We start from the raw sequence: 26,295 nt of genomic DNA, 5'->3' as shown, positions 1-26,295 counted from the left end.
TCAACGTTCCTTGATTGCCGCACGGCTGTTGTACCAGTTCATCAAGAGCGACGTGCCCAGCGAGGTGATCAGGTACACCAGCATGACGATGGAAATACATTCCACGGCGCGGCCGGTCTGGTTTAGCGCAGTGTTGGCAATGGACACCACATCGGGGTAGCCAATGGCCACCGCCAGCGACGAGTTTTTGGTCAAATTCAGGTATTGGTTGGTGAGGGGGGGGATGATCACGCGCAAGGCTTGCGGCAGCATCACGAGCCGCATTTCCTGGTTGCGGTTGAGCCCCAGGGCAGAAGCCGCCTCGCCTTGGCCGCGTGCCACAGACGCAATACCACCGCGCACCACCTCGGCAATGAAGGATGCGGTGTAGAGCGTTAAGCCCATCAGCACGGCCAGAAATTCTGGGGTGAGTGCGCCGCCGTTCTCAATCGAAAAATCACCTTTGACCGGGCGGTTGAACTCTGTGGGGGCGCCGCCCAAGGCCCAACCTGCCAGACTAGCGACGAGCAACACGGCCAGGGGCAGCAAAACCATGCTGCGTGGCTTGCCCGTGGCTTCAAATTGCCGGATGGCCCAACGCCGGTAAGCCCAGGCCAGCAGCAGCCCTGGCAGCAAGCCGTAAGCCGCCCAGAGCTGCCCGGTGCCCCAAACGGGGATGGGGAAATTCAGCCCGCCCTTGCTTAAAAAGAAGGGGCCAGCGACCCAGGCATCAGCTGAAGTAGGCAGCACCTCGGTCAGGATCACGTACCACATGAGCAATTGCAGCAGCACGGGAATGTTGCGAAAAAATTCCACATAAGACAGGCAGATGCCGCGCACCAGGGCATTGCGTGAAAAGCGGCCAACGCCCAGCAAAGTGCCCAGCACTGTGGCCAGAATGATGCCCAGCACGGCCACGCGCAGTGTGTTGGTTACGCCGACCAAAAAGGCTTGCCAATAAGGCTCCGCTGAATCGAAGGGGTACAGGCTTTCACCAATGTCAAAGCCGGCGGCTTGGTTCAAAAAGTCAAAGCCGCTCTGGATGCCACGCACTCGCATATTGACAAGTGTGTTGTGGGCCAGGAACCAGACGACACCGGCGATGGCCGCAATGGCGATCACCTGGTAAATCAGGCCCCGGAAAGCCTGGCTGCGCCAGGACCAGTTATTTTTTTTGGGAGGAGTGTTTGAAGTCATTGTGCTTGGGGGGCCATGTGGCGGCTAAGTAAGACACATCGTCTGCATCTGGTCGGATGCTTTATAAAAAAAGCGCCGCTTGAATCGCTTGTGACGACATCAGGCGGCGCTTGTTGCGCAGGCTCGTTAAATTAACGAACCGGGTAGGCGTACATCAGACCGCCCTTGTTCCACTGGTTGTTGACGCCACGGGGCAAGCCCAAAGGTGATTTCGGGCCGACATTGCGCTCGAAAATTTCACCGTAGTTGCCGGTGGCCTTGATGGCGTTGCCCATCCAGTCTTTGCTCAGGCCCAACAATTTACCAGTGTCTTCAGAGGTGCCCAGAATGCGTTGCACCACGGGGTCTTTGCTGGTGGCTTTCAAGGCATCCACGTTGGCTTGGGTGATGCCGTACTCTTCCGCTTCCAGCAGGCCGTAAATGGTCCATTTCACAATGGCAAACCATTCGTCGTCGCCACGGCGCACCATTGGGCCAAGGGGTTCTTTGGAGATCAGTTCAGGCAAGATGATGTGTTCTTTGGGGTCTTTGGCAACCTTGTTACGGGTCGATGCCAGGCCGGACGCATCGGTGGTGTAAGCAATGCAGCGACCGGTGAAGTAGGCGTTTTCAGCGGCTTCAAGTTTCTCGAACACCACGGGTTTGATGTTCAGGCCAGCGGCCTTGGAGAAGTCGGTCAAATTCTTCTCGGTGGTGGTGCCGGACTGCACACACACGGTTTGACCTTTGAGCTGCTTGGCGCTCTTGATCTTGCTCTTGACTGGCACCATGAAGCCTTGGCCGTCGTAGTAGGTCACGGCGGTGGCGTTCATGCCCAGAGAAGCATCACGTGTCAGGGTAAACGTGGTGTTGCGCGACAGCACGTCGACTTCGCCAGATTGCAGTGCCGTAAAACGCTGCTGTGCGTTCAAGGGCACGTATTTCACCTTTTCAGCGTCGCCCAAGGTTGCAGCAGCAATGGCACGGCAGACATCCACATCCAGGCCAGACCATTTGCCGGCAGAGTCGGCTGCACCAAAACCAGCCAGGCCGGTGTTGACGCCGCACACCACTTGGCCGCGGGCCTTGATGCCGTCGAGGGTTTTGCCGGCATGGGCGGGGAGGGCGGCCAAGGTACCGAGAGCAGCTGCAACGACAGCCATTGTTTTTAGATTGCTATTACGCATGGGTTTTGACTCCAGTTGAAAAAATAAAACATTCAAATGTTGATGAAACAAACTGCAAATTCATCAAGAATGGCACTGTAACAGTGCACCAATGTGCACTTCATACGGGTTTACGCTTGAGCTTTATGCAATTTGTTTATAACTTCATTCAATTCGCTTGCCTCGAAAATGCTAGCAGTAAGCGTGCCATGATTGTGCGCAATCTTGCAACCCCATGATGGCAAGTCAACTTTAGGAAATGGATTGATGGCGAATACCAAAGCTGATGTGCTCGGCAAGCCGCTGACCGGCTGGCGCTTGCATTTTTACACCGTGATTTTTGAGGCCGACACACGTGCCGGCCGCCGCTTTGACCAAGCTTTGATTGCCGTCATTCTGGCCAGTGTGGCGGTGGTGGTGGCTGACAGCGTGCATGGCATCAGCCTGCGGTTTCACCGCGAGTTCACCGTGATGGAGTGGCTGTTTACCCTGGTGTTCACGCTTGAATATGTGGCGCGCCTGGCCTGCGTGCGCCACCCCATGCGGTATGCCCTGAGCTTTTACGGTGTGGTTGACCTGCTGGCCTTGCTGCCCACCTACCTGGCGCTGCTGGTGCCTGAGGTGGGCGCGTTGATTGACGTGCGTGTGCTGCGGCTGCTGCGGGTGTTCCGTATCTTTAAGCTCACCGCTTATGTTTCGGAATACCATGCCATTGGCCAAGCGCTGCGCTCCAGTCGCCGCAAGATCATGGTGTTTTTGGCCGCTGTGATGATGATTGTGCTGGTGATTGGCACGCTGATGTATGTGGTGGAAGGCCCGGAAAATGGTTTCACCAGCATTCCCATTGCGGTGTACTGGGCCATCACCACCATGACCACGGTGGGCTTTGGCGACATCACGCCAAAAACCGACTTTGGGCGGCTGATTGCGTCTGCCATGATGTTGCTCGGCTGGGGCACGCTGGCCGTGCCCACGGGCATTGTCACGGCCGAGATGGCCTTCGCCCGCCGCGCCCCCACCGCCACCATCACCACCACGCGCACCTGCCAGGAATGCCTGACCGAAGGCCACATGCCTGAAGCCAACTATTGCCTTCACTGTGGTGCCCGCTTGCCAGACTACGCCCAGGACGCGCCCCAAACCTCATAGGCGATGACACGCTGCGCTAGCATATGAAAAAATTTTAGGATGAGTTGCCATGCCTTTGAAACCCGTTGCCCCTGAAAAAGTGGGCCTGTGCCCACAGCGCCTGCAGCGTTTGATGGACGTTTTGCAAGCCGAGGTCGATAAAAAGCGCCTGCCCGGTGCAGTGGCCGTGATTGCGCGGCACGGCCAACTCGCCTTGTATGACAGCGTTGGCCAGCTCAACCCAGCCACTGGCAGCACCATGCACCGCGACGCGCGCTTTCGCATCTATTCCATGACCAAACCGATTGTCTCGGTGGCGGTCATGATGCTCATGGAAGAAGGCAAACTGCTGCTCAACGACCCGGTGGCGCGCCATTTGCCCGAGTTTGCCGCCCAGCAAGTGGCCACCTTGACCGATGGCGAGGTGCAGTTACAGCCGGCACGCCACGCCGCCACCTTGCATGACTTGCTGCGCCACACCGCTGGCATGACCTACGAATTTTTGGGCAGCACCCCGGTGCAGCGCCAGTACACCCAACTGCGCATAGGCTCACGCGAGCGCAGCTTGAGTGACTTCACCCAGCAACTCGCCAGCCTGCCCTTGATCTTTGAGCCCGGCACCGCGTTTGAATACAGCCGCGCCACCGACGTGCTGGGGCGCGTCATTGAAGTGGTGTCCGGCCAAACCCTGCAAGCCTTTTTGCGTGAGCGCATCTTCGAGCCGCTGGGCATGACAGACACCGCGTTTCATGTGCAAGAGCAGCACCACGAACTCATCGCCGAGCCGTTTGCGCGCGACCCCGATGGCGGTGTGCAAATGCGCGTGATTGATGTCCGCAGCGATGCGGCGCTGGCGTCGGGCGGCGGCGGGCTGACCTCAACTGCCATGGACTACGCACGCTTTTTGCAGTTCATGCTGAACCGTGGCGAGCTCTCTGGTGTGCGCCTGCTGGGCCCGCGCACCGTGGACTTCATGACCACCGACCACTTGGGCGACATTGGCGTGTTCAGCTCCGGCTCACGTTCGCTATTGCCTGCCGGGCACGGTTTTGGCTTGGGTTTTGCCGTGCGCAAACATCTGGGTGTGGCGCCGGTGCCGGGCTCGGTCGGCACTTATTTTTGGGGCGGCCTGGCCGGCACCACCTTTTTTGTCGACCCCGCGCTGGACCTGTTTGCCATTTTGATGCTGCAAGCGCCCAACCAGCGCGAGTATTACCGCATGCTGTTTCGTGACATGGTGTATGCCGCTGTGCTGGACTAATTTATAAGAAATACGGCTGTAGCCCTTATAAGATAAGAGCAACTAGCTATTAATAATATAGTATTTGGCTGGCTGCTGCCCAGCCCAGCCTCTGTCTTTTCTGTGATTTTGTTCGGCCTTGTCGGCACGCCCTACAGCTATGGCGTCAATACGCCGGAATCAGGCTTTTACTGCAGCGGGCTCATCGGCCTTGAGGGCGCGCCGCGGTAACCAGCCGGAAGGCCTGCCACAGATGAGCAAGAGGCGCATTGCGAATCCTCCATAATGCTTGAAAACAATCTCAGGGACGGGATAACAACAATGGCTACCTTGATACCGGCGCTTGGCGCTTGCGTATCGCGCATGACGTCGGGCGAAAAACGCCTGGCCGAACGGCTCGAACAAAAACTTGACGACGACTACCTCCTCTGGTACGACGTGCCCATCGGCCCCAAGCAAACGCACCCCGACTTTGTGCTGCTACACCCAAGGCGCGGCCTGCTAATTCTGGAAACCAAGGACTGGAAGCTGGAAACCATTCAGCGCGTCACCCGGCAGATGTGGGAGATCATTCCCGGCGGGCAAGTCAGAGTGGTGATGAACCCGCTGGCGCAGGCGCGGCACTGCGCCATTCAAGTGGTGAACGCGCTGGAGCGCGACCCGCAACTGGTGCAACCCGCTGGTGCCCACCAAGGCAAGCTCGCCTTTCCGTGGGGGCACGGCGTGGTCTTGACCCGCATCACTCGCAAACAGTTTGACGCCGCCGGACTGGGCGACGCCATCGAGCCGCATTACGTCATCTGCAAAGACGAAATGGAAGAGTCCGCTGACGTTGAGGAATTTCAGCAGCGGCTGTGGCACATGTTCCCTCATTCATTTGGCGGCGTCATGAGCCTGCCGCAACTCGACCGCGTGCGCTGGATCATGTTCCCCGAAGTGCGCGTGCAAACGCAAGGCGCGCTGTTTGACGACAGCGATGTGGACGCCGAGTTGCCCGACATCATGCGCGTGCTGGACCTGCAGCAAGAACAACTGGCGCGCAGCTTGGGCGACGGCCACCGCGTGATTCATGGCGTGGCCGGTTCCGGCAAAACCATGATCCTGGGCTACCGCGCCGAGTACCTGGCCAAGGCCCACACGCAGGCCAGCAAACCGATCCTGATCCTTTGCTACAACGAGCCGCTGGCCGTCAAGCTGGACTCGGTGATGCAGGCCAAAGGGCTGGCCGACCGAGTGCATGCGCAGCATTTTCATAAATGGTGCCGCGACCAACTGGTGGCCTTTGGGCAAACCCTGCCCGCACACAACATGCCGGTGGAAGCGAAGATGCATGACATGGTGCAGCGCGTCATCGGCGGCGTGGACCGCAAGCAAATTCCTAGCGGCCAATACCAAGCGGTGCTGATCGACGAAGGCCACGACTTTGCCCCCGAGTGGCTCAAACTGGTCACGCAAATGGTGGACCCCAGCACCAACAGCCTGCTGGTGCTGTACGACGATGCGCAAAGCATTTACGAGCGCAGCCGCAGCAAACAATTCAGCTTCAAAAGCGTGGGCATCCAGGCGCAAGGCCGCACCACCATTCTGAAAATCAACTACCGCAATACCCGCCAGATACTGCAAACCGCCAGCCTGATTGCGGCGGACCTGCTGACCGCCGATGACAAGGACGACGACGGTATTCCGCTGCTCAAGCCCATCAGCTGCGGGCGCGACGGCGAGGCGCCGCTGATCATCCGCTTGCCCACCCTGCGCGCTGAAGCCACCAAGATTGCCAACCTGCTGAATTCCGCACACCAAGAGGGCCACGCCTGGGTCGACATGGCCGTGCTGTGCCGCCACCACCACGAGATGGACGAATGCGCCCAGGCCCTGAGCCGCTGGCAACTGCCGCATGAGATGCGCAAAGGCTCCGGCAGCTTTCACCCGCATGAGGACACCATCAAGGTGATGACCATGCACGCCAGCAAAGGAATGAAGTTCCCCGTGGTAGCGCTGATGGGGGTGGGGCAGATGCCTGCTGCGGGGGAGGATGAGCGGGACGAGGCGAGGTTGTTTTATGTGGGGGCGACGCGGGCGACGCAGCGGTTGGTGATTGGGGCGAGTGGTGCGGGAGATTACGGAAAGTTTCTGAATCCCGTGCATGCGTTCCCCTCCAAAGTCGGCGACGCGTTTGGTTGTTAGACTTCAGTAAATATATTTAAAATTATCTTTGAAAGGAATCTATGTCAAAAGCTTCAGCATTTCCAGCTAAGCGGTTCTTTGTTGAAATGCTTACCCGCGATATTGACCTTGGCGATGCAATTCTTGACTTGCTAGACAATAGTGTTGATGGAGCAATCCGCACTGGGAAAGTCACAGATGAACAACCTTATAGCGGTTTTCATGCCCATATAAATCTCAGTTCGACAGAATTTCAAATAGCGGACAACTGCGGTGGTATGACAAGAGCAACCGCTGAGAAATATGCATTCCGATTCGGGAGAATGGAAAAGGACCGTGATTCAGATCTTGCTACGGTGGGTGTCTATGGCATCGGAATGAAGCGTGCTATTTTCAAGCTCGGTACGAATTGCATAATCGCAAGTCATCATAAAACTGGTCAATTCTCTGTAACCATAGATAGTGCATGGATGGAAGATGATGACAGATGGGAATTGGATCTTGTGGATGATTCTAGCCGTCAACAAGTGATTGGGACAACGATCAAACTTGACAAGCTACATCAGCCTGTTGCTATTGCCTTTTCAGAACAAAAAGGCGGCTTCATTGATGATTTCTACGAAGTAGTGCAAAAACACTACAGCTACATCATAGAAAAGGGATTTGAAATAAAGATCAATGGAAAAATTGTTCACGCGACAACTATACAAACGTTGCTTGATACAGCCGCATTTGACAGTAATTCCAAAGGCATACAGCCCTATATTTATGAGGTCGAGTCAGGGGGGGTAAGCGTTAAGTTAATGATGGGCCTTTATGAAAGGTTTCCTACTGATCAGGAGCAAGACGATAGCGAAAAGGGGTTGCGGAACAAAGAAAGTGCCGGATGGACGATTATCTGTAATGATCGCGTGGTGGTCGCGGCCGATAAAACCAGAATGACAGGTTGGGGTGAAGCAGGTGTCCCTGCTTATCACAGTCAGTTCACTGCACTTGCCGGAGTAGTTATTTTCAGAAGTAATGATGCATTGAAGCTTCCTGTTACGACGACTAAGCGAGGGGTAGATCAAAACTCAGAACTTTTTGGTCAGATTAAAGAAATCATGCGTGAGGCCCTAAAGCATTTCACAAACTTCACGAATAAATGGAAAGGTCAAACTCCAGAACGCGATGCAATTCAGAGTCAAGCTGCTTCAGTTGATATCCGTAAAGCAGCTCTTTCTATTCCGCCCGAGAAATGGAAGGATGTACGTAAAGGAATTGGTGGCAAGCGATTTGTACCAATTCTTCCAGATCCACCGAGTGAAAGTCGAAGTCGAAGAATTCAATTTTCTCGACCAATTGAGGAGGTTTCTTTCCTTGGTGATTGCTTGTTGGGTGATGCTAAAGCGAAGGCGGGCGATGTAGGTGTCGCGAGCTTTGAATGGGCTTTGAGGAAAGCGAAGGCAATATGAGCGGGGGCGCAATCGCATACCATCTTCGTGAAAATAAAGCCATTGAACGCAATCTATTCATCGAACTCCTTGTTCGGGTTGGTAGGGTGGAAAATATATCTGACTACACATACATTGGATTTGGCGGACCCTTCTTGGAGGACTTTAAAGCACTACACGCAGCGCTCCGCATTAGTAAGATGATCTCAATCGAAATGGATGAAAATGTTTGCAAACGGCAAGCGTTCAATAGTCCAGCAGATTTTATTGAGATAAGAAAATGTAAGAGTGGGGAGTTTTTGATTTCTCACGATTTCGACAAACACAATATCGTTTGGTTAGACTACACAACACCACGCGGTCTTTATGGCCAACTGGCCGAGTTTCGACTTCTGGTAAGTAAGCTAGGCAAGTTCGACATTGCCAAAATAACCTTAAATGCAAATCCCGAAACATTAGGTGGGAATGCAACGATTGAGGAAAAGCTTGAAAAGCTAAAAAGGTGTCTTGGCGATCTTTGTAAATTTAATTTGGATGAAGATGACATCCTACCTAAAAAATATCCAGCAACACTTTTAAAAGCTATCCATAGTGCTCTTGGTGGGTTGTCGGCAAGAGTATCTGGTGATTACTTTCAGCCACTTTCAGCGTTCGTTTATCAAGATGGTGGGCATCCAATGTTGACCGTTACTGGCGTCATACTGGACGCAAAGAATGATTTAGATAAGTCCCTTTTTTTGGAGAAGTCACGAATCGCTCACTGGGCCTTCAAAAATTTAGATTGGTCACCACCATTGGTAATCAGCGTACCTGCGTTATCAACAAAAGAGAGACTTACGCTCGATACAGCGTTGCCCATTGGTAGAACAGAAAATGCAGGTGAACTGTTGGTTGAAAAATTGGGATATTGCCCAAGTGAAAGTGGCGGGGAGTACGCGGCCAAGTTGCTGCTTGCTAATTATTCACAGTTCTATCGAGCTTACCCATTGTTTTCCCGCGTCGTTCTGTAGTTTCAACCAACTGAAGAAATTACAACCAAGGCCTTAGCGGTTAGCTTGGCCGCCAAGCTTCGCTGCAATGGCGGTCAAAATTCGTTCAGCGACTATTGGTGATACGCTATTTCCCAATTGACGAAAACTATGCCATTTCGTTGGATGCAGCAGAAACCAATCAGGAAACCCCTGTAATCTCGCCGCTTCCCGCGGTGTGATTACGCGGGCCTCCAAAGGATGAATTGGCCTGACGGCCTGATAGCTACCCTTATCGCGGCCTGTTCCAGCGCGCAATGTCGGGCAAAACCCATTGAAATCTAACCTGGTTGACTTTGATATTTGATCTTGCTCTTTCGGTTTTAAGTTTCTATAGCGTTCAGCAATTAGTGGGCCATGAACTGTGCCAAAACACCCTGACGTATATTTATGTTCATTAAAGGCATCAATTGCAAATTGATCACCAACACCTTCTGGAATAAGCGACTGCGCTCTGGTGTTAAAAAATGAAGGCGCTAACTCCTCAACAGGACGCCAGCTATCTTCATCCGATTGCCAATTTGGATTAATTTTTTCTGGCAGACCTGCCAAGGCATCTTTAACCGTTGTCAATTTTTGGTTTGGTAGGGGCTCAAAGATATCCGCGGTCAAGTCGCCACATCGCAACGGATCAAAACCAACAAAAAAAACCCGTGTTCTCGTTGTTGGTGCACCCAAAGTTGCCGCACTTACTTTGGTGGGTTTGAGAAGTACATAGTTGGCGGGAAGTAAGGCTAGTGCGGCAGCAAGCACTTCTTTATTTCTCTCTTGCAGAATGCCTGGGACGTTCTCTGCTACAAAAAATCGAGGTTGAGTCTCGCCAACTAGTCTCATAAAGTGACTGAAAAGTGAATTTCGCGCATCATCAGGATCGCGGCGACCAATCGTGCTAAAGCCTTGGCATGGCGGACCACCGATAAGACCGTCAAGCTCACCTAGCTGAAGCCCGCTTTCTTGCATCAAATTAGCGCCGCCAAGAGATGCGATATCGTGGCCTAAATGGTTGGTATTTGGGAAATTTCGATAGTGCGTTTCGTTGGCAAACGGGTCGATTTCCACTGATGAAACTACGCGCATTCCAGCCCTCGCGGCACCAAGTGAAAATCCCCCTGCACCAGCGAAGAGGTCGATTATTTTTATGGTTTTGCTCATCAGCGTTCAGTACTTGGCGATAAATTGATAACCTTAGAGCATACCAACTTCGCCCAAGTTTTAAACCACGGCGCGTTTACACCCCGCCCGTTGGGGCGGCGACGTTTATTTAGCTGCAAAATTTAAATAAAACACATCATTCTTTGTTCAAAAAGTTCTCCAATTTGGTTGTGACAGCATTCATATCGCGCAGTTCGCACTCCCACACTACGAGAACGCGCCACCCCATCTTTTCTAACAGCGCAACATTCATTTGATCGCGCGAACGGTTGTGTTCCAGCTTCGATTTCCAGAAGTCGAGTCGGGATTTTGGAATGCCAGCGTGCGAACATCCTTCATGCATGTGCCAAAAACAGCCATGTACGAAGATAACTTTACGCCGTCCAGCGAAAGTCAGGTCTGGTTTACCGGGCAGACGTTTATCGTGGAGACGATACCTAAAACCGCGCCCGTGCAGTAACCGGCGAACGATCATCTCTGGTTTTGTGTCTTTTGAGCGCACTCGTGACATGCATGCTGACCGTTGCGCCGGGGTGAGCGTATCCATCGGCTCATTTTATGAAATACCCAATTCTCAAATCCCCAATCTGGATTTGGCGTGGACAAATGGCGTGAACGATGCAGCACCCCTGACGATCACCGGGTTTGTCGAGGCGGGCCAGCATGATCCCCATTTGCAAGAAGGCAGCCTGGGGCAACTTATCGACCTGAATGGGCGCCTCAACGGCAACCTCAAAATTCGCCGGTCCAGTTTCTTCTAATGTCCGGGGTCCCTTGGATTTCTGATTGCTATTTTATTAGTAGCTGCCAACGCAGGTAATACATTGGCTATAGCCTGATTTGATCAATAACTTTGCAGGTGCATCACTTGCTGATCCAGCCAAGTGGGCACGGTGTCCCTCGGCAGCTGCGGCGCTGGTGCGGATCGCCTACCATGCACCCGGTCCACTTTCGCCCAATCAAGGGCTCCAACGGAGAAAGCTATGTTTAATCATGTGATGCTGGGTGTGAATGATCTTGAGGTCTCAAAGAAGTTTTACGACGCGCTCTTGGGAACGCTTGGCATCGGCCCGGGGGTTGCCAACAAGAGCCGGTATTTCTACCGCAGCCCCACAGGCACCTTTGGCATCACCACGCCCATCAACGGCGAGCCCGCTACGCACGGCAATGGCAGCACCATCGGGTTTGCCATGCAGTCACCCGAGCAAGCGAACGCTTTCCATGCGGCGGGCGTTGCCAACGGCGGCACCACTTGTGAAGAGCCGCCGGGGTTTCGTGAGCTCGCGGCGGGCCAGGTCTACTTGGCGTATGTGCGTGACCCGGACGGCAACAAGATTTGCGCGGTACACCGGCCCGCCAATTAAGTCAGGCCGCAGCGCCCAGGGGGGTACCTGATGCACTTCTTTGATTAGCGTTCGATATCTATTTAATAGCTGCTTACGCATGTAATACGGTGGCTAGAGCCTGATTTGACCAACAAAGTCAACTGCCAAACTCTCCACCATCTCATCAAACAGGCATCAGTAAATAGATATCCATATTGGCAGTATCCATGTGCAATTTCTGCTGGCTGTTATTTCGGGTCTTCTTTGAGAAGCTGCATGCACTGGACAAGGTATGCCACTCATGAAGTTACGCGGCTTTCTTGTGCTTGTCATCGCCGTTGCGGTGCTGTATTTCAGTGCAGCAGCATATTTGCTGCATTTTGAAATTGACCGATTCCTCTTCCCTTCAACCCCATCCCCCAACAAGCCGACAGGATCCGTCATACACAAAGTAATCGGACGGACTGGCAACGTCATGCTCATTCGACGTTACGGTGCGCCACAGCTTGGCTGCGTTGTTTTCTTTCCTGGGCAACATGGCGGGATTTCGTCGTACGAGAAGAATCTATTCCCGAGCTTCATGGCAAAAGGCATTGCAGTTTTCGCATTGACCTATCCTGGTCAAGATGACGCGTCGGGTCGTTCCGAGTTGAGCGAGGTCCAAAACCTCACTCAGCAGGCACTTAGCATCGTGGGTCAAACCTGCACACCAGGAAGAACCGTTTTCGTTGGCCGCTCGCTCGGGGCCATGCTCGCCGCCTACGCTGCAGGTGTTGCGCATCCCGCTGGTCTGGTTCTTGATGCTGCGACGCCGTCGCTGTCGTCAGCCCTTGTTGCTCGTCTCCGCTCGCGCTGGTACTTGGCGCCCATCGCGCAACTTCCGGTGTCCCGCTTACTCTCGCACGACTACACCCTGATGGAAGCCTTGTCCGCATCGACACCCTTCCCGGTCATTGTGTTTCAGGGCACAGCCGATGAGCAAACCCCCATCGAAGCCTTGCGTGCAACCGGCGCCATTCCTGAAGGCTCACGCCTTTTGGTTGTGCAAGGCGGTACGCATTCCAACACGTATCTTCTGGCGCTTGATGCCTATGTCCAATCCGTGCTGGACATGTTTCAGCACACTCCATAGGAATTTTTTTCGCAGTGAGTTGTATCCGCTTGGTCTTGGCTATGGGCGCCGCATTGACGCGGTTGCCTAAAATTTCAGCGTATTTCCAATCCCGACAATTCACAATTCGTCGGCGTTTCCGCTGGTGTCAAAGGTGGCGAGCCTGTAGGCCACCATCGAGTTCGCGCTCAGCATGGCGCCCGAGGCCCTTGTTTTGGTGCGGGGCCGAGCGCTGTGCGTTTTGGCATCAGACCCTTGGTGTTTGCCGCGTGGATGTAAAGGTATGGGGGGTGATGTATGTCGCCACGTTAGCGCGGATGTGCAAGGGATTGCCCGCCATCTACTCCATATTTAATAGCTGGTTGCGCAGTTAGCACGGGGGCTAGAGGCTTGTTTGATTTATAAATAGGGCCTGCACGCGTGCCAAATCCACCAGCTTCCCGGCCGATAGGTCTATAAAGTAGGCGGCTTGCCAGGTCTGCGTGTTGTGCGCCTGGCGGCTGGTCGCGCTGGCCCACGGCGGGTAGACGCGAATGGCCCGTTTGTCGCCCTGGCCGCTTTTGGCCACCACATCCTTGGCCGCCAACACCGCTTTGGGAAATACAAACTGTCCAAAATTCGGCCCGCTGCGGGTGCTGACCACAAAAGTATCCACTGGATCAGACAGCTCAAACGGCTGGATGGGACCCCCGCCTACGCGCTTCCACAGTGTGACAAATTGGCCCGTTTTGGTGGGCGTGGTTTTGGCCACCCGAAAGCGGATGCGCAAACCGTTCAGCACCAAGGCGCACGCGCCATAGTCTGCACTCTCGGGTTCGGCCGCCAGGGCGCTCAAGGTGAAACCGCAGGGGGCGTAGGCCAAAGCGTGGGCGGCCATGAGGTCTGTCGCAGGGGTGTTTTGCATGGGGATATTTTGCCGGGTGAACACGGTAGTATTCCCGCATACCCACTTTTCCCGCTTTGGGCCCAACTGTGAAATCTATGTTCAATCATGTGATGCTGGGTGTGGATGAACGTGAGCACCATCGGGTTTGCCATGCAGTCACCCGAACAAGCGAGCGCTTTCCATGCGGCGGGCGTTGCCAACGGCGGCACCTCTTGTGAAGACCCGCCGGGGTTTCGTGAGCTCTCGGTGGGTCAGGTCTATCTGGCGTATGGGCGTGACCCGGACGGCAACAAGATTTGCGCGGTACACCGGCCCGCCAATTAAGTCAGGCCACAGCGCGCAGGGGGGTCACTTGATGCGTTTATTTGATTTGCGTTCGCTCTGTATTTAATAGCTTCTAACGCATGTAATACGGGGGTTGTAGCCTTATTTGACCAATTAAATTAGCGTAACGGCCTCACGCAACAAGTCAGCCGTCATAGGCAAGCCTCGTTTCTCAAACGCTGTAATCAGCTCTTGCGCTGGCCGCGCCGGGTTGGTCCAGCGGGCACGCATTTTTTTGATGGCGCTCAACGCTGGTATGGCCTGCAACTGCAATTGATTCATCAGGAACTCATCGGGGTGTTGCACTTCAATGCCGTAGGGCTCCAGTACAGCTGCCGGAAAGTCTTTGGTGTTGAAGGTGACGATGGCGTCTGCGTGACCAACAATGGCGGCGGCAACGACATGGCGGTCGTCAGGGTCTGGCAATTCGATGGTGTCAGCCAGTTTTTCGTAATTCGTTACCAAACAGTCCGGCACGCTGGCGTTCATCCGTTTAACGACTAATGGTAATTTGGCGGCGAGTTCTGGTCGGTCTTTGGCCAGGTTACGCGTCCATTCGTCATGAATCGTGGCACTCCAGCGCGCATGGTAGAGGCGCTCAACGGCCAGACTCAGAAGGGTGTCGCGGATCAATTGCGGATAGAGGACATTGGCGTCCAGAATCGCGGTGTAGCGCGCTGAGCCTGCCACTTAAAACTCCAACCCCAGCTCTTCAGACAGTTGGGTCAGGTCTTGCAGGGCCTGCTCAGATTGCTGTTGCTGCGCGGTCTGGTAGCGGCGCAGTTCTTCAAATTCAATTCGGCGGTGGCGGTTGACCTTTCGGCACTTGAGCCGATTGGCTTCGATTTCCTTGATTACAAAAGGCCGTGATACGTTCAGAAAATTGGCCGCCTCCTGGGTCGTGAGTTCGTGCTTTTGCGGAACCAGCAGCATGGGCTCTTGTTTGGCCATTTGCCGCAGCACGTCGGCAAAAAAGCGCAAGGCGCGGGGCGGCAGCTTCAGCACAGGTGTTTCGTGTTTGGGGTCGCCATCCGAACCGACATCAAGAATGACGTCGATGTGATCCGCCTTGGAATGGTCCAGCGCCGTCATCAGGCATTGATGGGCCACCGCTGCCATTTCAGCTTCGGCTTCGTTGGCAGGGTCGAGTACTTCTTGATCTTTCATGGGATTTTCCTTCGTGCAGTTGCCTTGGGTAAGGCTTAGCGAACTTGAGAATATTAGCATTTATTCGAAGTAAACGAAACATTCGAATTAAACAAATCAAGTCGTGTGTGTGCTTCGTACTCGATCCGGCGACATGTCTGATTCAAGACCAGCAAATCATCCCGGTGAACGTGGGCGACCATGACGCGGTTTACTGATTTGTTCATGCTTCACACACTCAGAGTCGTGACAGGTACTTCTCCATCAAGGTTTGAACCGTACCAGCCCTGCAACACAAGGTGGCGGTGTTTCAGCGGTCGGCTTGCTGCGCCGCCGCTTTTTGCACTTCGTCCCATCGGTGTTGGGGAATATGGCCGGTTAGGCGCTCCACCACCAAGTCCATCACTTTTTCATTGATCTCATGGCCTAAAAAAGGTATGACGTCAGCAGTGACATCACCCCCCAAGCCCACCAAACGCTCTGCCGCAGACACGCAGTGACCGTAATGAATGACGGGGTCTGACTTGCCATGAATGAGGTGCAGGGTGGTTTTCTCTGGCGCATGGGTGGGGAGTTGGGCATAGCGCCCGGACAGGGCGACGATGCGCGCTGCCAGCCCTGCTTGCGCCTGCGCGGCCTCCAGCGCCATGATGGCACCTTGCGAAAACCCCACAACGGCCGTGGCGCTGGCCGACACGCCGCTGGTTTGCTGCCAATACCGCAGGTTGTGAATGAAGGCAGGCATCACCTCGGCCACCCGCGCGGGGCGGTTCTCTTCGGTAATGTCTTGAACCGAAAACCACTGGGCACCCGTGGCGGTATCGGCTGCATAGGGGGCGTGCACACTGACGATGAAGGCGTTGGGAAAAAGCGCCGCCAGATGTTGCTCCAGGGGGCTTAAGTGCTGTGCGTTCGCACCCACGCCATGGTGCAAAACCATGAGTTGCTGCGCCGCTTGAGCGGGTTGTTGAATGATGATGGATTCAGACACGGTAAGGCCTTGCGCGGTAGAAAAAAATGATCGGTTCCTAAGGCGTGCATATCGGTGCACCTGCCAAGCGTACAAGATAGTGGGGCCATGCGTGCAACACTGGAACCGGCGCTGGGGCAAGCTGCTTGTTGGTGGCTGTTGCCTTTGGCGCGGGCCAACGCCATGTCCGCCCACGGCACGGCTGATGCGGCCAGGTGCGACTGGCTGCGCTGCGTCAGGACTGCGGTGCGAGGATGGCCGCGATCAGCAGCATCCAAATGGCCGACGTCCAACTCCGGTGGCGTTTATCTTGATCTGGGGCTTGCGCGCAGATTGGGCGGTTCCAGTCTTGAAGTCTGCCCCCAATGTTTTGCAGTCAAGGGAAACCTGCTTGAACTGCGCACTGGCTGGGGCCGTTTCGCCGTACTCTGCCTCGCATAGCTGGCTGGGTCAACGGAAAGTGTGGGGGGCCAGGCTGCTTTCGTTTATCCTCTGGCGCTTTATTCACGCAAGCTAGACAGGATTATTTATGGATTTGAAGGTTTTATTTGAGCAGTATTGGCCATTCTTGGCGCTGGCGCTTTGGTTTGGGTACAAGTGGTGGAATTCCAGGCGCGTGCTGGCCTTGTTGCCCGATCTGAAAAAAGAAGGCGCTGTGCTGGTGGACGTGCGCTCGGCGGCAGAGTTTGCCAGTGGCAGTGCCCCCGGAACCATCAACATTCCCTTGCCGGAGTTGGGCAGCCGGCTGGCAGAGTTGCCCAAATCCGCCCCGGTGGTTTTGTGTTGTGCCAGCGGCACACGCAGTGGCATGGCCAAAATGGTGCTGAAGAAGAATGGCTACCTGCGGGTTTACAACGTGGGCACCTGGCGCAAGTTTTTGCCCTGAATATTTTGATTGAGTCCGCGGTTTGAAGATCGACACCCTGCATTCCTCCACCATCCTGGTGCTGTCATTTTTGGCCGTGATCTTGCTGGGAACCGGCTTGCTGATGTTGCCGCTGGCCCATGCCAAAGGGGAGGTTGCGCCGTTTTTGACGGCGCTGTTCACCGCCACCTCTGCCGTGTGTGTGACCGGGCTGGTGGTGGTGGATACCGGCACTTACTGGAGCGGCGCTGGCCAGGGCATTATCATGGCCCTGTTTCAGCTGGGGGGGTTTGGCATGATGACCTCCGCCACCCTGATGGGCCTGCTGGTCAGCGGGTCGATGCGGCTGCGCACCCAGCGTTTGCTGCAGGCAGAAACGCATTCGCTGGCTCTGGGCGATGTCAAGAGTGTGGCCAAGGTGGTGTTCTGGGTCACGTTGGTCACAGAACTGGTCATGGCGGCGGTCTTGACGCTGCGTTTTGCCCTGGGTTACGGCATGCCTTGGACCGAGGCGCTGTGGCAGGGCGTGTTTCACTCGGTGTCAGCTTTCAATAATGCTGGTTTCTCCACTTGGAGCGACAGTGTGATGCGTTTTGTGGGCGACGCTTTTGTGCTGGTGCCGCTGATGCTGGCCATTGTCATTGGCGGCCTTGGTTTTCCGGTGCTGCAGGAGCTGATGGTGGCGCGCGAGCGGCGCAAGCCGAAATGGTCAATGCACACCATGCTGACCGTTTGGGGCTCTATTGCCCTGATTCTGGGCGGTGCGGTGCTTATTTTTCTGACGGAAATGGACAACCCCAAAACGCTTGGCCCGATGGCTTGGGCAACCAAAGGCCTAGCGGCCATGTTCACATCGGTATCCGCGCGTACCGCTGGTTTTAATGCTGTCGACATTGGCGGTCTGACCAACGAGTCGCTGGCACTGCATTTCGCCCTGATGTTCATCGGTGGTGGCAGCGCAGGTACCGCAGGAGGCGTCAAGGTCACCACATTTTTTGTGTTGGTGCTGGTGGTGTGGAACGAGATTCGTGGCAACCCGGACGTGGAGTTTCGCGGGCGGCGTATTGCCACGTCAGTGCAGCGCCAGGCTTTGACGGTGGTGGCGCTGGGCTCAGCGACGATCGCACTGGCCATGTTGATGATTTTGCCGCTGACCACGCTGCCTTATGAAAAGGTGCTGTTTGAGGTCATCTCGGCGTTTGCCACCGTGGGGCTGTCCACTGGCATCACGGCTGAGCTGGCGCCCGGCGCCCAATTCATTTTGATCGCGCTGATGTTCATCGGGCGCGTGGGTGTAGTGACACTGGCGGTGGCCATTGCTACCAACCAGTCGCGCCGCAATTACCGTTACCCTGAGGAGAAACCCATTGTTGGATAAACAAGTTAAATCGCTCGCTGGTAGCGTGGTGGTGATCGGCCTGGGCCGCTTTGGCACCGGTGTGGCCACTTCGCTGGTTCAGCTTGGACACGATGTGCTGGCTATTGAAAGCAATGCAGAAACCGTGCAAAACCTCTCAGGCATCTTGCCCCACGTGGTGCAGGCAGATTCCACCGATATCGAAACCCTGCGCCAGCTTGGGGTGCAGGATTTTGCGCATGCTGTGGTGAGCATTGGCAGCGATCTTGAGGCCAGCGTGCTCACGGTGTTGAACCTGAGCCAACTGAGCCTGAAAGACATCTGGGTCAAGGCCAATAACCCGCAGCATGGGCGTATTGCTGAGCGCGTGGGCGCGCACCATGTGGTTTACCCAGAGACAGACATGGGGGAACGCGTGGCGCATTTGGTGACCGGCAAGATGATTGACTTCATTGAGTTTGACGATGGTTTTGCAATTGCCAAGACGCGCTCACCGATGGAAACGCACAAAAAAACGCTGTCGCAGTCAGATGTGCGTAAACGCCATGGCATCACCGTGGTGGGCATCAAACGCCGGCATCAGGACTTTATTTACGCAAAACCCGACACTGAGATAAAGCCCGGCGACCATCTGATCGTCGCTGGCCCAACCCGCCAGGTAGAGCGGTTTGCCGCGCTGTATTGAGATCTACGAGAAATCAGGACCAAGCTTGGCAAGGCCGTCTTTCTGGCAGTTATCGTTTCGGGTAATGGGTTCTCAGTCAAACGGGTCAATGCATGAATGAGTTAGACTGAACCAAAGGAATCATCACTATGGCAGGCGTATTCGGTAAAGACCCCAACATGAAGAAAAGCAACCACGCGGAGCTCGAAAGGCTCAACCTGGAGCGCAAACGCAAGTTGGCAGAAGCAGCGGCTAAGTTCATTCAAACGCGTCCAGTTGCCCCAAGCAGCAAAGCCGCGGTGAAATAACGCTTGATCAGATAAAAAAAGGCCCCTTGCTTGGGGCCTTTTTTTGTTTGATTTTTACGTCTCGATAGTCAATGTGGGGCGCCTTCGGTTGCGCAGCTTGATCCGCCACAGCCGTGAATGGCCTCGGCAGGCAGGGCTTTCGGCATGCTGACTTGGTCAGTCAGTGGGTCGTAGCCGACGTTGCGCAGGTGCAGTGCCAGGGCGGCGTCCATGGCCTGCGCGTGCATGGGAAACCAGGTGCCCAATTCGTCCGCCATTTGCCGCACAACGGCCAATTCGCCCGCAGTGCCGCGTTTGTCGCCCTCACGCATCACTTGCAGCACCACTTGGTGTTGCGTTGTGTGGCAGTTGGTGCTGGAGAAACCAGTAGTCTTCATCCATCGGTCTTCGCGGGCAAAGTGCTCGTCGGTGTGGGCCACCAACTTGCGCCACAACGGCAGCAGCGTGTCATCACTAGCGTTGACAACTTGCGCCAACAGGTCTACAAATTCATGGTGGGTGTCATCCATCTCAGGCAAGCCAAGAGCCAGCGTGTCAGACCATTGCAGCGTGGGCATTCCGAAATCCTTAGAAAAATAAAGCGCGAAGCATACTTAAGCTGGGCATTAGCCGAGTTGATCCAAGTCATGGATTTGTGATGTCGAGCCCCGGTAAGCCTTGATGAGTCTATAAGTTGATTTACATCAAAACTGGCTCCTTTTTATGGGTTCACTATTCGGCCTGTTGCAAAAAGAGGGCCGCAGACGCATTGCCTGCCTGTCCCACCAACATTTGAGGAGACACACATGTTTCAGGTTCGTATTCACGGACGTGGCGGCCAAGGGGTTGTCACGGGTGCAGAGATGATGTCCATCGCTGCGTTTTTGGGAGGCCGCCATGCGCAGGCTTTTCCCAGTTTTGGCTCTGAGCGCACCGGGGCTCCGGTGGTGGCTTTTTGCCGCATGGACGATCGTGAGATTCGCCTGCGTGAACCCATCATGCAGCCCGATGCCATCATCATTCAGGACCCCACGCTGCTGCATCAGGTGGATGTGCTGGGCGGGCTTAAAAAAGACGGCTTTATTCTGATCAACACCACCCGCAGCTTTGAGGAAATGGGGCTGGGCGATTTTGTCAAAGATTTCAAGCCAGCGCATTTGCTGACCGTGCCTGCGTCCGAGTTAGCCATTAAACATGTGAACCGCGCCGTTCCCAATGTGCCGTTGCTCGCCGCGTTTGCTGCCCTGACTGGCTTGATTTCACTGGAAGCGGTCGAGCGCGCCATTGACGACAAATTCAAAGGAGCCGTAGCTGTTGGCAACAAGGCCGCAGCCATTGAGGCCTTCAATCTTGTCATGCAACAGGCCGCCGAGGAGACACAACATGCTTGAACAATGCGAAGGCTCGCATGCCGTAGCCAAAGCCGTGGCGCTGAGCCGCCCAGAAGTCATTTGTGCCTACCCGATTTCGCCGCAAACCCACATCGTGGAAGGCTTGGGGGAGATGGTGAAGTCGGGCGAGTTGACGCCGTGCGAGTTCATCAATGTCGAATCCGAATTTGCCGCCCTGAGTGTGGCCATTGGCGCATCAGCCGCTGGTGCACGTTCTTACACGGCCACCGCCAGCCAGGGCTTGCTGTTCATGGCAGAAGCTGTGTACAACGCGTCCGGCCTTGGGTTGCCGATTGTGATGACGGTGGCGAACCGGGCCATTGGCGCGCCCATCAACATCTGGAACGACCACACTGACAGCATGAGCATGCGCGATGCCGGCTGGCTGCAGATTTTTGCCGAGACCAACCAGGAGGCGCTGGATCTGCACATTCAGGCTTTCAAGATTGCCGAAGAGTTGTCATTGCCGGTGATGGTGTGTATGGACGGCTTCATCCTGACCCATGCCTATGAACGGGTTGACATGCCTGATCAGGCACAGGTGGACCGCTTTTTACCGCCTTACGAGCCGCGCCAGGTGCTGGACCCGAATGACCCGGTGACGATTGGCGCCATGGTCGGCCCCGAGGCCTTTACCGAGGTGCGTTACCTGGCCCATGCCAAACAGATGCAGGCGCTGGACCTAATTCCGCAAATCGCCGCCGAGTTCAAAAAAGAGTTTGGCCGCGATTCAGGTGGGCTGATCAAAACCTACCAGACCGAAGATGCCGAAACTATCGTGATTGCGCTGGGCTCGGTGCTGGGCACCATCAAGGACACGGTGGATGATTTGCGTGCCGAGGGCATCAAGGTTGGGGTGCTCGGCATCACGTCTTATAGGCCGTTCCCGATTTCTGCCATTCGTGACGCCACGGCCAATGCCAAACGCATTGTGGTCATCGAGAAATGCTTCGCGGTGGGTATTGGCGGCATTGTGTCGCGTGATGTGCGCAGCGCCGTGCGCAACCGCCCGCAACCGGTCCTGACTGTGGTGGCAGGTTTGGGTGGGCGGCCCATCACAAAAACGTCGGTTCATAAATTGCTGCTGGATGCGATTGCCGACAAGCTGGAGTTGCTGACCTTTCTGGACCTGGACTGGGCTGTGGTCAACCGGGTGTTGGAGCGCGAGAAAACACAACGTCGCTCTGGCCCGATTGCCGAGGGTATCTTGCGTGACATGGGCAATGCCGGAACGCAAGTTGTTTAAAACCCAACTCACAGAACACACATCATGGAACAGTCATTGGTCAAGTTTTACCAAACCGGCACGTTCACTGTCGGTAACCGCCTGCTCGCCCCCGAGCAGCGCAGCGTGCAGTCGGGTGCGGCGCGCAGCAATTCGCTCAACTCAGGTCACCGCGCCTGCCAGGGCTGCGGCGAGGCGCTAGGCGCGCGCTATGCCATTGATGCCGCCATGGCGGCCACCAACGGCCAGCTGATTGCGGCCAACGCCACCGGTTGCCTGGAGGTGTTTTCCACCCCGTACCCAGAAACCTCGTGGCAAATGCCCTGGATTCACTCGCTGTTTGGCAACACGGCAGCCGTGGCCACGGGCATAGCTGCGGCCATGAAGGCCAAAGGCCGCAGCGATGTGCGCGTGGTGGCCCAGGGTGGCGACGGGGGCACCACCGACATTGGCTTTGGCTGCCTTTCAGGTATGTTTGAGCGCAACGACGATGTGCTCTACATCTGCTACGACAACGAGGCCTACATGAACACCGGCGTGCAACGCTCCAGCGCTACGCCGCCAGCGGCCCGCACGGCCACCACCATGACGGTCGGGCCACATCCGGGCAATGAGTTCGGCCAGGGCAAAAACCTGCCGCAAATCGCCATGGCCCATGAAATTCCCTATGTGGCCACCGCCACCGTGGCGGATTTGCGTGACCTGGAATACAAGGTGACCAAAGCCATGACGATGCACGGCGCGCGTTACATCCACATCTTTGTGCCTTGCCCGCTGGGCTGGGGTGCTGCTTCGCATGACACCATCAAGCTCTCAAGGCTGGCGGTTGAAAGCGGCGTGTTTCCGGTGTTTGAAGCCGAGCGCGGCGAGGTGACTGGTGTGCTGAAAATTCGGCGCCAGGTGCCCGTGGAAGACTATTTGAAGCCGCAAAAACGCTTTGCCCACCTGTTTGGAAAAAGCCCTGACGTGGCCACCCTGGCGCGCTTGCAAGACCGGGCCGACCGTAACATTCGCCGTTTTGGCCTGCTGGAGGAATGACCATGCAAAAACCATTTGCCATCACGCTCGATGTCGGCAGTTCTTTGGCCAACCATACCGGTTCATGGCGCACTGAGCGCCCGGTGTACCTGAGCCGCAAGCCACCCTGCAACCACCAATGCCCCGCCGGTGAAAACATCCAGGGCTGGCTGTTTCATGCCGAATCCGGCAACTACCGGGAGGCCTGGAACACGCTGGTGGAAGACAACCCGTTTCCGGCCATCATGGGGCGAGTGTGTTACCACACCTGCGAAGGCGCCTGCAACCGGGGTCAGTTGGATTCGCCGGTGGGCATCAATTCGGTCGAGCACTTCTTGGGCGATGAGGCCATTGCCCAGGGCTGGACGTTGCCACAGCCCGCCACCCCGTCAGGCAAGAAAGTCATGGTCGTGGGTGCCGGGCCGTCGGGCTTGTCTGCTGCGTATCACTTGGCGCGCCTCGGCCATGCCGTGACGGTGATTGAGGCCGGGCCGCTGCCGGGCGGCATGATGCGTTTTGGCATTCCGCAATACCGCTTGCCGCGCCAGGTGCTTGATGCCGAAGTGCAACGCATTGTGGACATGGGTGTACGCATTGAATACAACACCAAGGTCACGGATGTGCTGCAGGCCAAGCTGGACGGCGGCTTTGACGCGGTGTTTCTGGCGGTGGGTGCGCACATTGCCAAGCGTGCCTACATTCCAGCCGGTGACTCGGCCAAGGTGCTCGATGCGGTGTCGGTGCTGCGCTCCATGGAGGGTGAAGACAAACCGCTGCTGGGGCGGCGCGTGGTGATATATGGGGGCGGTAACACCGCCATTGACGTGGCCCGCACCGCCAAGCGGCTCGGAGCCACCGAGTCGATCATCGTTTACCGCCGCAACCGCGAAAAGATGCCGGCGCATGATTTTGAGGTGGAAGAAGCGCTGCAAGAGGGTGTGATGATCAAGTGGCTGTCGACCATCAAACAGGCGGGTGAGTCGTCCATCACCGTTGAAAAAATGGCGCTCGATGACAAGGGTTTTCCGCAGCCCACCGGTGAGTTTGAAACCCTGGAAGCCGATTCCGTGGTGCTGGCGCTGGGTCAGGACGTGGATTTGTCACTGATTGAAGGTGTGCCAGGCTTGGCGGTGCAAGATGGTGTGGTTCAGGTCAACGCGCAGATGATGACGGGTCACGACGGTATTTTTGCCGGTGGCGACATGGTGCCTGCCGAGCGCAACGTGACCGTGGCGATTGGCCATGGCAAAAAAGCCGCGCGCAACATGGATGCTTGGTTGCGCGGCCAAGCCTATGTGCCGCCAGCCAAGAGCGAAGTCGCCAGTTTCGATTTGCTCAACACCTGGTACTACAGCGATGCGCCTAAAACGGTGCGGCCTATTCTGGACATCATTCGCCGTCAATCCACCTTTGAAGAAGTGCAGGGCGGTCTGGATGAGAGCAACGCCCTGTTTGAAGCCCGGCGCTGTTTGTCATGCGGCAACTGCTTTGAGTGCGACAACTGCTATGGCGTGTGCCCCGACAACGCCGTCATCAAGCTCGGCCCCGGCAAAGGCTTTGATTTCAATTACGACTACTGCAAAGGCTGCGGCATTTGTGTTGCGGAGTGCCCATGTGGCGCGATCAAGATGGTGCCTGAAGAAATATAGGGCCAGTGGGACCTGACGGCGTTTTCCAGGCGCTAAAGTTGGGGCATGACTCAATATTTTTCTTCTGCGCCGGTTGTTGAGCCGGCGGCCTGTGCGACCTCGCTGCAACGTCAGGGCTATGCCGTTTTGGGGTCTGATGGTGTGAGCGCCTTAAGCGGTTGCTCTGCACAGGCGCTGCAGGCCTTGGGCAGCGCGTGGTCTGATTTGCCACCCGATAATTTCCTTAAAGACGGTGGCCATTACCGGCGACGTCGGCATTCGTGTTTTGTCGTTACTGGTGGCGCTGTGACGCAGGTACCGCATCGCGCGCATTGGCAGCCGCTTGAATACAACGCGCTGCACGGTGGCATGCAGCGCCTGTTTGAACCCATTGCGCCCGCGGTAACGGCACAGCCGGCGTGGACGCAGTTGTTGCTGTGGCTGGGCAGCGTGTGTTCTGCGCTCAAGGGCACTCAGCCCTGGTTTGTCGAGGCGCACCAATTTCGCATTGACACCACCGACGGCATTGGCCGCCCCACGCCCGAGGGCGCGCATCGCGATGGCGTCGACATGGTGGCGGTGTTTCTGGTAAACCGGCAGAATATCAAAGGCGGCGAAACCCGTGTGTTTGATGTGGAAGGCCCCAATGGGCAACGTTTTACCCTGATCGAGCCGTGGTCGGTGCTGCTGCTGGACGATGTCCGGGTGATCCATGAATCCACGCCGATCCAGCCGCTTTTCCAGACAGGCTTGTCGCCACAGGATTGTTTTCGTGACACCTTGGTGGTGACGCTGCGTGCCCAAAGTTTTCAGGCTGATGGGGTATGAAGTTTGCGAATTCTGCACATCCCGGCAAACGTCTGATTCACAATCTGTTCATCACTAATTTTGAGGAGTAAATCATGTTCAAACACATCCTGGTGCCTGTCGATGGGTCTGATACGGCGCAAATGGCGGTTGGCAAGGCCATCACTTTGGCTCAGGCGTTCGGTAGCCGGGTCACGGTGATCTATGTGATTGACCCGTACCCGTTCACTGGGGTCGGCACTGATTTTGCCTACGGACAGGCCGAGTACCTGAGTGCTGCCACGGCTGAAGCCAATGCGGCCGTGAAAGCCGCCAAAGATGCGTTTTCGGGTGCCAGCGTCACGGTTGACACGTCGGTGGTTGAGTCACACACAGCGTGGCGTGGCATTGTCGAGGCCGGTGTTTCGCTGGACGCTGATTTGATCGTTATGGGTTCACATGGCCGCAGCGGGCTGGAAAAATTTGTGCTGGGCAGCGTGGCCCAAGCGGTGCTGTCGCACACCAAGCTGCCTGTGCTGGTGGTGCGCGACTAAAGGGAGATGGGTCACCCCGTCATTCAGTTGCTTTAAATGCTATGTAATTAGTAGCTTCTAGCGCTTATTTTATAAGGGCTAGAAGCTATTTTATTGTAAATTATCGTAACTACTCAGCTCCCAACGGAGATTAATTTGAGTTCGCTATGAAATAGTGAGTGAGAATCGGTTTTGATGCCAACCCTGCCCGACCTCACCGAACTCAGCCATGCACAAAAGGATGAGCTGATCAGGATGTTGTGGCCCTTGCAGCAACAGGTGCAAGACCTCATGGCGCAAATGGCGGCGATGCAA

27 protein-coding genes and 2 pseudogenes are annotated in these 26,295 nt (G+C 55.7%); 20 read left to right on the top strand and 9 right to left on the bottom strand.

Going from position 1 to position 26,295, the window contains the following annotated elements:
- Entirely contained in the window at window positions 1-1,176 is a 1,176-nt protein-coding gene (locus PHQ58_RS00145; RefSeq protein ID WP_300105544.1) for an ABC transporter permease subunit, read from the bottom strand.
- Between the two features lie 131 nt (window positions 1,177-1,307).
- Window positions 1,308-2,342, bottom strand: coding sequence for an amino acid ABC transporter substrate-binding protein (locus tag PHQ58_RS00140; protein ID WP_300105542.1), 1,035 nt, complete (start codon window positions 2,340-2,342; stop codon window positions 1,308-1,310).
- Between the two features lie 246 nt (window positions 2,343-2,588).
- Between PHQ58_RS00140 and PHQ58_RS00135 the strand changes: the two genes are divergently transcribed.
- From PHQ58_RS00135 to PHQ58_RS00110, 6 genes and pseudogenes are all read left to right on the top strand, one after another.
- Entirely contained in the window at window positions 2,589-3,470 is an 882-nt protein-coding gene (locus PHQ58_RS00135; RefSeq protein ID WP_300105540.1) for an ion transporter, read from the top strand.
- A 49-nt stretch (window positions 3,471-3,519) separates the two neighbouring features.
- Window positions 3,520-4,710 (top strand): serine hydrolase, encoded by a 1,191-nt coding sequence (locus PHQ58_RS00130; protein WP_300105538.1) that lies wholly within the window; start codon window positions 3,520-3,522, stop codon window positions 4,708-4,710.
- Between the two features lie 114 nt (window positions 4,711-4,824).
- Window positions 4,825-4,899, top strand: a pseudogene (locus PHQ58_RS00125) (hydrolase Nlp/P60); the annotation flags it as partial.
- Window positions 4,900-5,010: 111 nt separating this feature from the next.
- A complete protein-coding gene (locus PHQ58_RS00120; protein WP_300105536.1) occupies window positions 5,011-6,873 on the top strand; it encodes a 3'-5' exonuclease in 1,863 nt (620 codons plus the stop codon).
- Between the two features lie 41 nt (window positions 6,874-6,914).
- Window positions 6,915-8,306: an ATP-binding protein gene (locus PHQ58_RS00115; protein WP_300105534.1), complete on the top strand. Its 1,392-nt coding sequence runs from the start codon at window positions 6,915-6,917 to the stop codon at window positions 8,304-8,306.
- Window positions 8,276-9,295, top strand: a complete 1,020-nt coding sequence (locus tag PHQ58_RS00110; RefSeq protein ID WP_300105532.1) for an O-methyltransferase — start codon at window positions 8,276-8,278, stop codon at window positions 9,293-9,295. The genes PHQ58_RS00115 and PHQ58_RS00110 overlap by 31 nt, the downstream gene beginning before the upstream one ends.
- Before the next feature lie 33 nt (window positions 9,296-9,328).
- On the opposite strand, the gene PHQ58_RS00105 is transcribed toward PHQ58_RS00110, so the two are convergent.
- Window positions 9,329-10,465, bottom strand: a complete 1,137-nt coding sequence (locus tag PHQ58_RS00105) for a DNA cytosine methyltransferase (RefSeq protein ID WP_300105530.1) — start codon at window positions 10,463-10,465, stop codon at window positions 9,329-9,331.
- 136 nt (window positions 10,466-10,601) lie between these two features.
- The gene (locus tag PHQ58_RS00100) at window positions 10,602-11,012 is read right to left on the bottom strand and encodes a very short patch repair endonuclease (protein WP_300105528.1); all 411 of its coding nucleotides are present in this window, start codon (window positions 11,010-11,012) and stop codon (window positions 10,602-10,604) included.
- A gap of 64 nt (window positions 11,013-11,076) precedes the next feature.
- On the opposite strand from PHQ58_RS00100, the gene PHQ58_RS00095 reads away from it, so the two are divergent.
- From PHQ58_RS00095 to PHQ58_RS00085, 3 genes are all read left to right on the top strand, one after another.
- Window positions 11,077-11,226 (top strand): hypothetical protein, encoded by a 150-nt coding sequence (locus PHQ58_RS00095; protein WP_300105526.1) that lies wholly within the window; start codon window positions 11,077-11,079, stop codon window positions 11,224-11,226.
- A gap of 222 nt (window positions 11,227-11,448) precedes the next feature.
- A complete protein-coding gene (locus tag PHQ58_RS00090; RefSeq protein WP_300105523.1) occupies window positions 11,449-11,829 on the top strand; it encodes a VOC family protein in 381 nt (126 codons plus the stop codon).
- Between the two features lie 262 nt (window positions 11,830-12,091).
- Window positions 12,092-12,922 (top strand): alpha/beta hydrolase, encoded by an 831-nt coding sequence (locus tag PHQ58_RS00085; RefSeq protein WP_300105520.1) that lies wholly within the window; start codon window positions 12,092-12,094, stop codon window positions 12,920-12,922.
- 361 nt (window positions 12,923-13,283) lie between these two features.
- On the opposite strand, the gene PHQ58_RS00080 is transcribed toward PHQ58_RS00085, so the two are convergent.
- The gene (locus PHQ58_RS00080) at window positions 13,284-13,805 is read right to left on the bottom strand and encodes a MepB family protein (protein WP_300105518.1); all 522 of its coding nucleotides are present in this window, start codon (window positions 13,803-13,805) and stop codon (window positions 13,284-13,286) included.
- A 108-nt stretch (window positions 13,806-13,913) separates the two neighbouring features.
- Between PHQ58_RS00080 and PHQ58_RS00075 the strand changes: the two are divergent.
- A pseudogene (locus PHQ58_RS00075) lies at window positions 13,914-14,111 on the top strand (VOC family protein); the annotation flags it as partial.
- Window positions 14,112-14,225: 114 nt separating this feature from the next.
- Here the strand turns inward: PHQ58_RS00075 and PHQ58_RS00070 are convergent.
- The 3 genes from PHQ58_RS00070 to ypfH all read right to left on the bottom strand — a co-directional run bounded on the left by PHQ58_RS00070 (window position 14,226) and on the right by ypfH (window position 16,248).
- Window positions 14,226-14,801, bottom strand: coding sequence for a putative toxin-antitoxin system toxin component, PIN family (locus PHQ58_RS00070; protein WP_300105516.1), 576 nt, complete (start codon window positions 14,799-14,801; stop codon window positions 14,226-14,228).
- Complete coding sequence (locus PHQ58_RS00065) at window positions 14,802-15,278, bottom strand: helix-turn-helix domain-containing protein (protein WP_300105513.1); 477 nt, start codon at window positions 15,276-15,278, stop codon at window positions 14,802-14,804.
- A gap of 289 nt (window positions 15,279-15,567) precedes the next feature.
- Window positions 15,568-16,248 carry an esterase gene (gene ypfH, locus PHQ58_RS00060; RefSeq protein ID WP_300105512.1) on the bottom strand — a complete coding sequence of 227 codons (681 nt, stop codon included), beginning with the start codon at window positions 16,246-16,248 and terminating at the stop codon, window positions 15,568-15,570.
- 508 nt (window positions 16,249-16,756) lie between these two features.
- Between ypfH and PHQ58_RS00055 the strand changes: the two genes are divergently transcribed.
- From PHQ58_RS00055 to PHQ58_RS00040, 4 genes are all read left to right on the top strand, one after another.
- Complete coding sequence (locus PHQ58_RS00055) at window positions 16,757-17,113, top strand: rhodanese-like domain-containing protein (protein WP_300105509.1); 357 nt, start codon at window positions 16,757-16,759, stop codon at window positions 17,111-17,113.
- A 22-nt stretch (window positions 17,114-17,135) separates the two neighbouring features.
- Complete coding sequence (locus PHQ58_RS00050; RefSeq protein ID WP_300105506.1) at window positions 17,136-18,470, top strand: TrkH family potassium uptake protein; 1,335 nt, start codon at window positions 17,136-17,138, stop codon at window positions 18,468-18,470.
- A complete protein-coding gene (locus PHQ58_RS00045; RefSeq protein WP_300105505.1) occupies window positions 18,460-19,134 on the top strand; it encodes a TrkA family potassium uptake protein in 675 nt (224 codons plus the stop codon). The genes PHQ58_RS00050 and PHQ58_RS00045 overlap by 11 nt, the downstream gene beginning before the upstream one ends.
- A gap of 128 nt (window positions 19,135-19,262) precedes the next feature.
- The gene (locus PHQ58_RS00040; protein WP_300105502.1) at window positions 19,263-19,421 is read left to right on the top strand and encodes a hypothetical protein; all 159 of its coding nucleotides are present in this window, start codon (window positions 19,263-19,265) and stop codon (window positions 19,419-19,421) included.
- A 68-nt stretch (window positions 19,422-19,489) separates the two neighbouring features.
- Here the strand turns inward: PHQ58_RS00040 and PHQ58_RS00035 are convergent, their stop codons facing one another.
- Window positions 19,490-19,978: a hemerythrin domain-containing protein gene (locus PHQ58_RS00035; protein ID WP_300105499.1), complete on the bottom strand. Its 489-nt coding sequence runs from the start codon at window positions 19,976-19,978 to the stop codon at window positions 19,490-19,492.
- A gap of 228 nt (window positions 19,979-20,206) precedes the next feature.
- Between PHQ58_RS00035 and PHQ58_RS00030 the strand changes: the two genes are divergently transcribed.
- The 6 genes from PHQ58_RS00030 (at window position 20,207) to PHQ58_RS00005 (ending at window position 26,001) form a co-directional block, all read left to right on the top strand.
- Complete coding sequence (locus PHQ58_RS00030; RefSeq protein WP_300105497.1) at window positions 20,207-20,791, top strand: 2-oxoacid:acceptor oxidoreductase family protein; 585 nt, start codon at window positions 20,207-20,209, stop codon at window positions 20,789-20,791.
- Window positions 20,784-22,037 carry a transketolase C-terminal domain-containing protein gene (locus PHQ58_RS00025; protein WP_300105494.1) on the top strand — a complete coding sequence of 418 codons (1,254 nt, stop codon included), beginning with the start codon at window positions 20,784-20,786 and terminating at the stop codon, window positions 22,035-22,037. Before PHQ58_RS00030 ends, PHQ58_RS00025 begins: the two co-directional genes overlap by 8 nt.
- A gap of 24 nt (window positions 22,038-22,061) precedes the next feature.
- On the top strand, window positions 22,062-23,054 hold the full coding sequence (locus tag PHQ58_RS00020; RefSeq protein ID WP_300105493.1) for a thiamine pyrophosphate-dependent enzyme: 993 nt from the start codon (window positions 22,062-22,064) through the stop codon (window positions 23,052-23,054).
- 2 nt (window positions 23,055-23,056) lie between these two features.
- Complete coding sequence (locus tag PHQ58_RS00015) at window positions 23,057-24,682, top strand: NAD(P)-binding protein (protein ID WP_300105491.1); 1,626 nt, start codon at window positions 23,057-23,059, stop codon at window positions 24,680-24,682.
- A 45-nt stretch (window positions 24,683-24,727) separates the two neighbouring features.
- Window positions 24,728-25,489 (top strand): 2OG-Fe dioxygenase family protein, encoded by a 762-nt coding sequence (locus PHQ58_RS00010; RefSeq protein WP_300105490.1) that lies wholly within the window; start codon window positions 24,728-24,730, stop codon window positions 25,487-25,489.
- Between the two features lie 74 nt (window positions 25,490-25,563).
- Window positions 25,564-26,001 carry a universal stress protein gene (locus PHQ58_RS00005; RefSeq protein WP_300105488.1) on the top strand — a complete coding sequence of 146 codons (438 nt, stop codon included), beginning with the start codon at window positions 25,564-25,566 and terminating at the stop codon, window positions 25,999-26,001.
- Window positions 26,002-26,295 lie beyond the last annotated feature (294 nt).

Origin of the sequence: Rhodoferax sp., from assembly GCF_028688795.1 — a bacterium.
GTDB lineage: Bacteria > Pseudomonadota > Gammaproteobacteria > Burkholderiales > Burkholderiaceae_C > Rhodoferax.
Note: the sequence above shows the minus strand (reverse complement) of the source record. Positions and strands in the feature narration are given on the sequence as shown.

Bases quoted from the DNA above. Each gene is read 5' to 3' on its own strand.
- PHQ58_RS00145 (WP_300105544.1), bottom strand. From the start codon at position 1,176: ATGACTTCAAACACTCCTCCCAAAAAAAATAACTGGTCCTGGCGCAGC.
- PHQ58_RS00140 (WP_300105542.1), bottom strand. From the start codon at position 2,342: ATGCGTAATAGCAATCTAAAAACAATGGCTGTCGTTGCAGCTGCTCTC.
- PHQ58_RS00135 (WP_300105540.1), top strand. From the start codon at position 2,589: ATGGCGAATACCAAAGCTGATGTGCTCGGCAAGCCGCTGACCGGCTGG.
- PHQ58_RS00130 (WP_300105538.1), top strand. From the start codon at position 3,520: ATGCCTTTGAAACCCGTTGCCCCTGAAAAAGTGGGCCTGTGCCCACAG.
- PHQ58_RS00120 (WP_300105536.1), top strand. From the start codon at position 5,011: ATGGCTACCTTGATACCGGCGCTTGGCGCTTGCGTATCGCGCATGACG.
- PHQ58_RS00115 (WP_300105534.1), top strand. From the start codon at position 6,915: ATGTCAAAAGCTTCAGCATTTCCAGCTAAGCGGTTCTTTGTTGAAATG.
- PHQ58_RS00110 (WP_300105532.1), top strand. From the start codon at position 8,276: ATGGGCTTTGAGGAAAGCGAAGGCAATATGAGCGGGGGCGCAATCGCA.
- PHQ58_RS00105 (WP_300105530.1), bottom strand. From the start codon at position 10,465: ATGAGCAAAACCATAAAAATAATCGACCTCTTCGCTGGTGCAGGGGGA.
- PHQ58_RS00100 (WP_300105528.1), bottom strand. From the start codon at position 11,012: ATGGATACGCTCACCCCGGCGCAACGGTCAGCATGCATGTCACGAGTG.
- PHQ58_RS00090 (WP_300105523.1), top strand. From the start codon at position 11,449: ATGTTTAATCATGTGATGCTGGGTGTGAATGATCTTGAGGTCTCAAAG.
- PHQ58_RS00085 (WP_300105520.1), top strand. From the start codon at position 12,092: ATGAAGTTACGCGGCTTTCTTGTGCTTGTCATCGCCGTTGCGGTGCTG.
- PHQ58_RS00080 (WP_300105518.1), bottom strand. From the start codon at position 13,805: ATGCAAAACACCCCTGCGACAGACCTCATGGCCGCCCACGCTTTGGCC.
- PHQ58_RS00065 (WP_300105513.1), bottom strand. From the start codon at position 15,278: ATGAAAGATCAAGAAGTACTCGACCCTGCCAACGAAGCCGAAGCTGAA.
- PHQ58_RS00055 (WP_300105509.1), top strand. From the start codon at position 16,757: ATGGATTTGAAGGTTTTATTTGAGCAGTATTGGCCATTCTTGGCGCTG.
- PHQ58_RS00040 (WP_300105502.1), top strand. From the start codon at position 19,263: ATGGCAGGCGTATTCGGTAAAGACCCCAACATGAAGAAAAGCAACCAC.
- PHQ58_RS00035 (WP_300105499.1), bottom strand. From the start codon at position 19,978: ATGCCCACGCTGCAATGGTCTGACACGCTGGCTCTTGGCTTGCCTGAG.
- PHQ58_RS00030 (WP_300105497.1), top strand. From the start codon at position 20,207: ATGTTTCAGGTTCGTATTCACGGACGTGGCGGCCAAGGGGTTGTCACG.
- PHQ58_RS00025 (WP_300105494.1), top strand. From the start codon at position 20,784: ATGCTTGAACAATGCGAAGGCTCGCATGCCGTAGCCAAAGCCGTGGCG.
- PHQ58_RS00020 (WP_300105493.1), top strand. From the start codon at position 22,062: ATGGAACAGTCATTGGTCAAGTTTTACCAAACCGGCACGTTCACTGTC.
- PHQ58_RS00015 (WP_300105491.1), top strand. From the start codon at position 23,057: ATGCAAAAACCATTTGCCATCACGCTCGATGTCGGCAGTTCTTTGGCC.
- PHQ58_RS00010 (WP_300105490.1), top strand. From the start codon at position 24,728: ATGACTCAATATTTTTCTTCTGCGCCGGTTGTTGAGCCGGCGGCCTGT.
- PHQ58_RS00005 (WP_300105488.1), top strand. From the start codon at position 25,564: ATGTTCAAACACATCCTGGTGCCTGTCGATGGGTCTGATACGGCGCAA.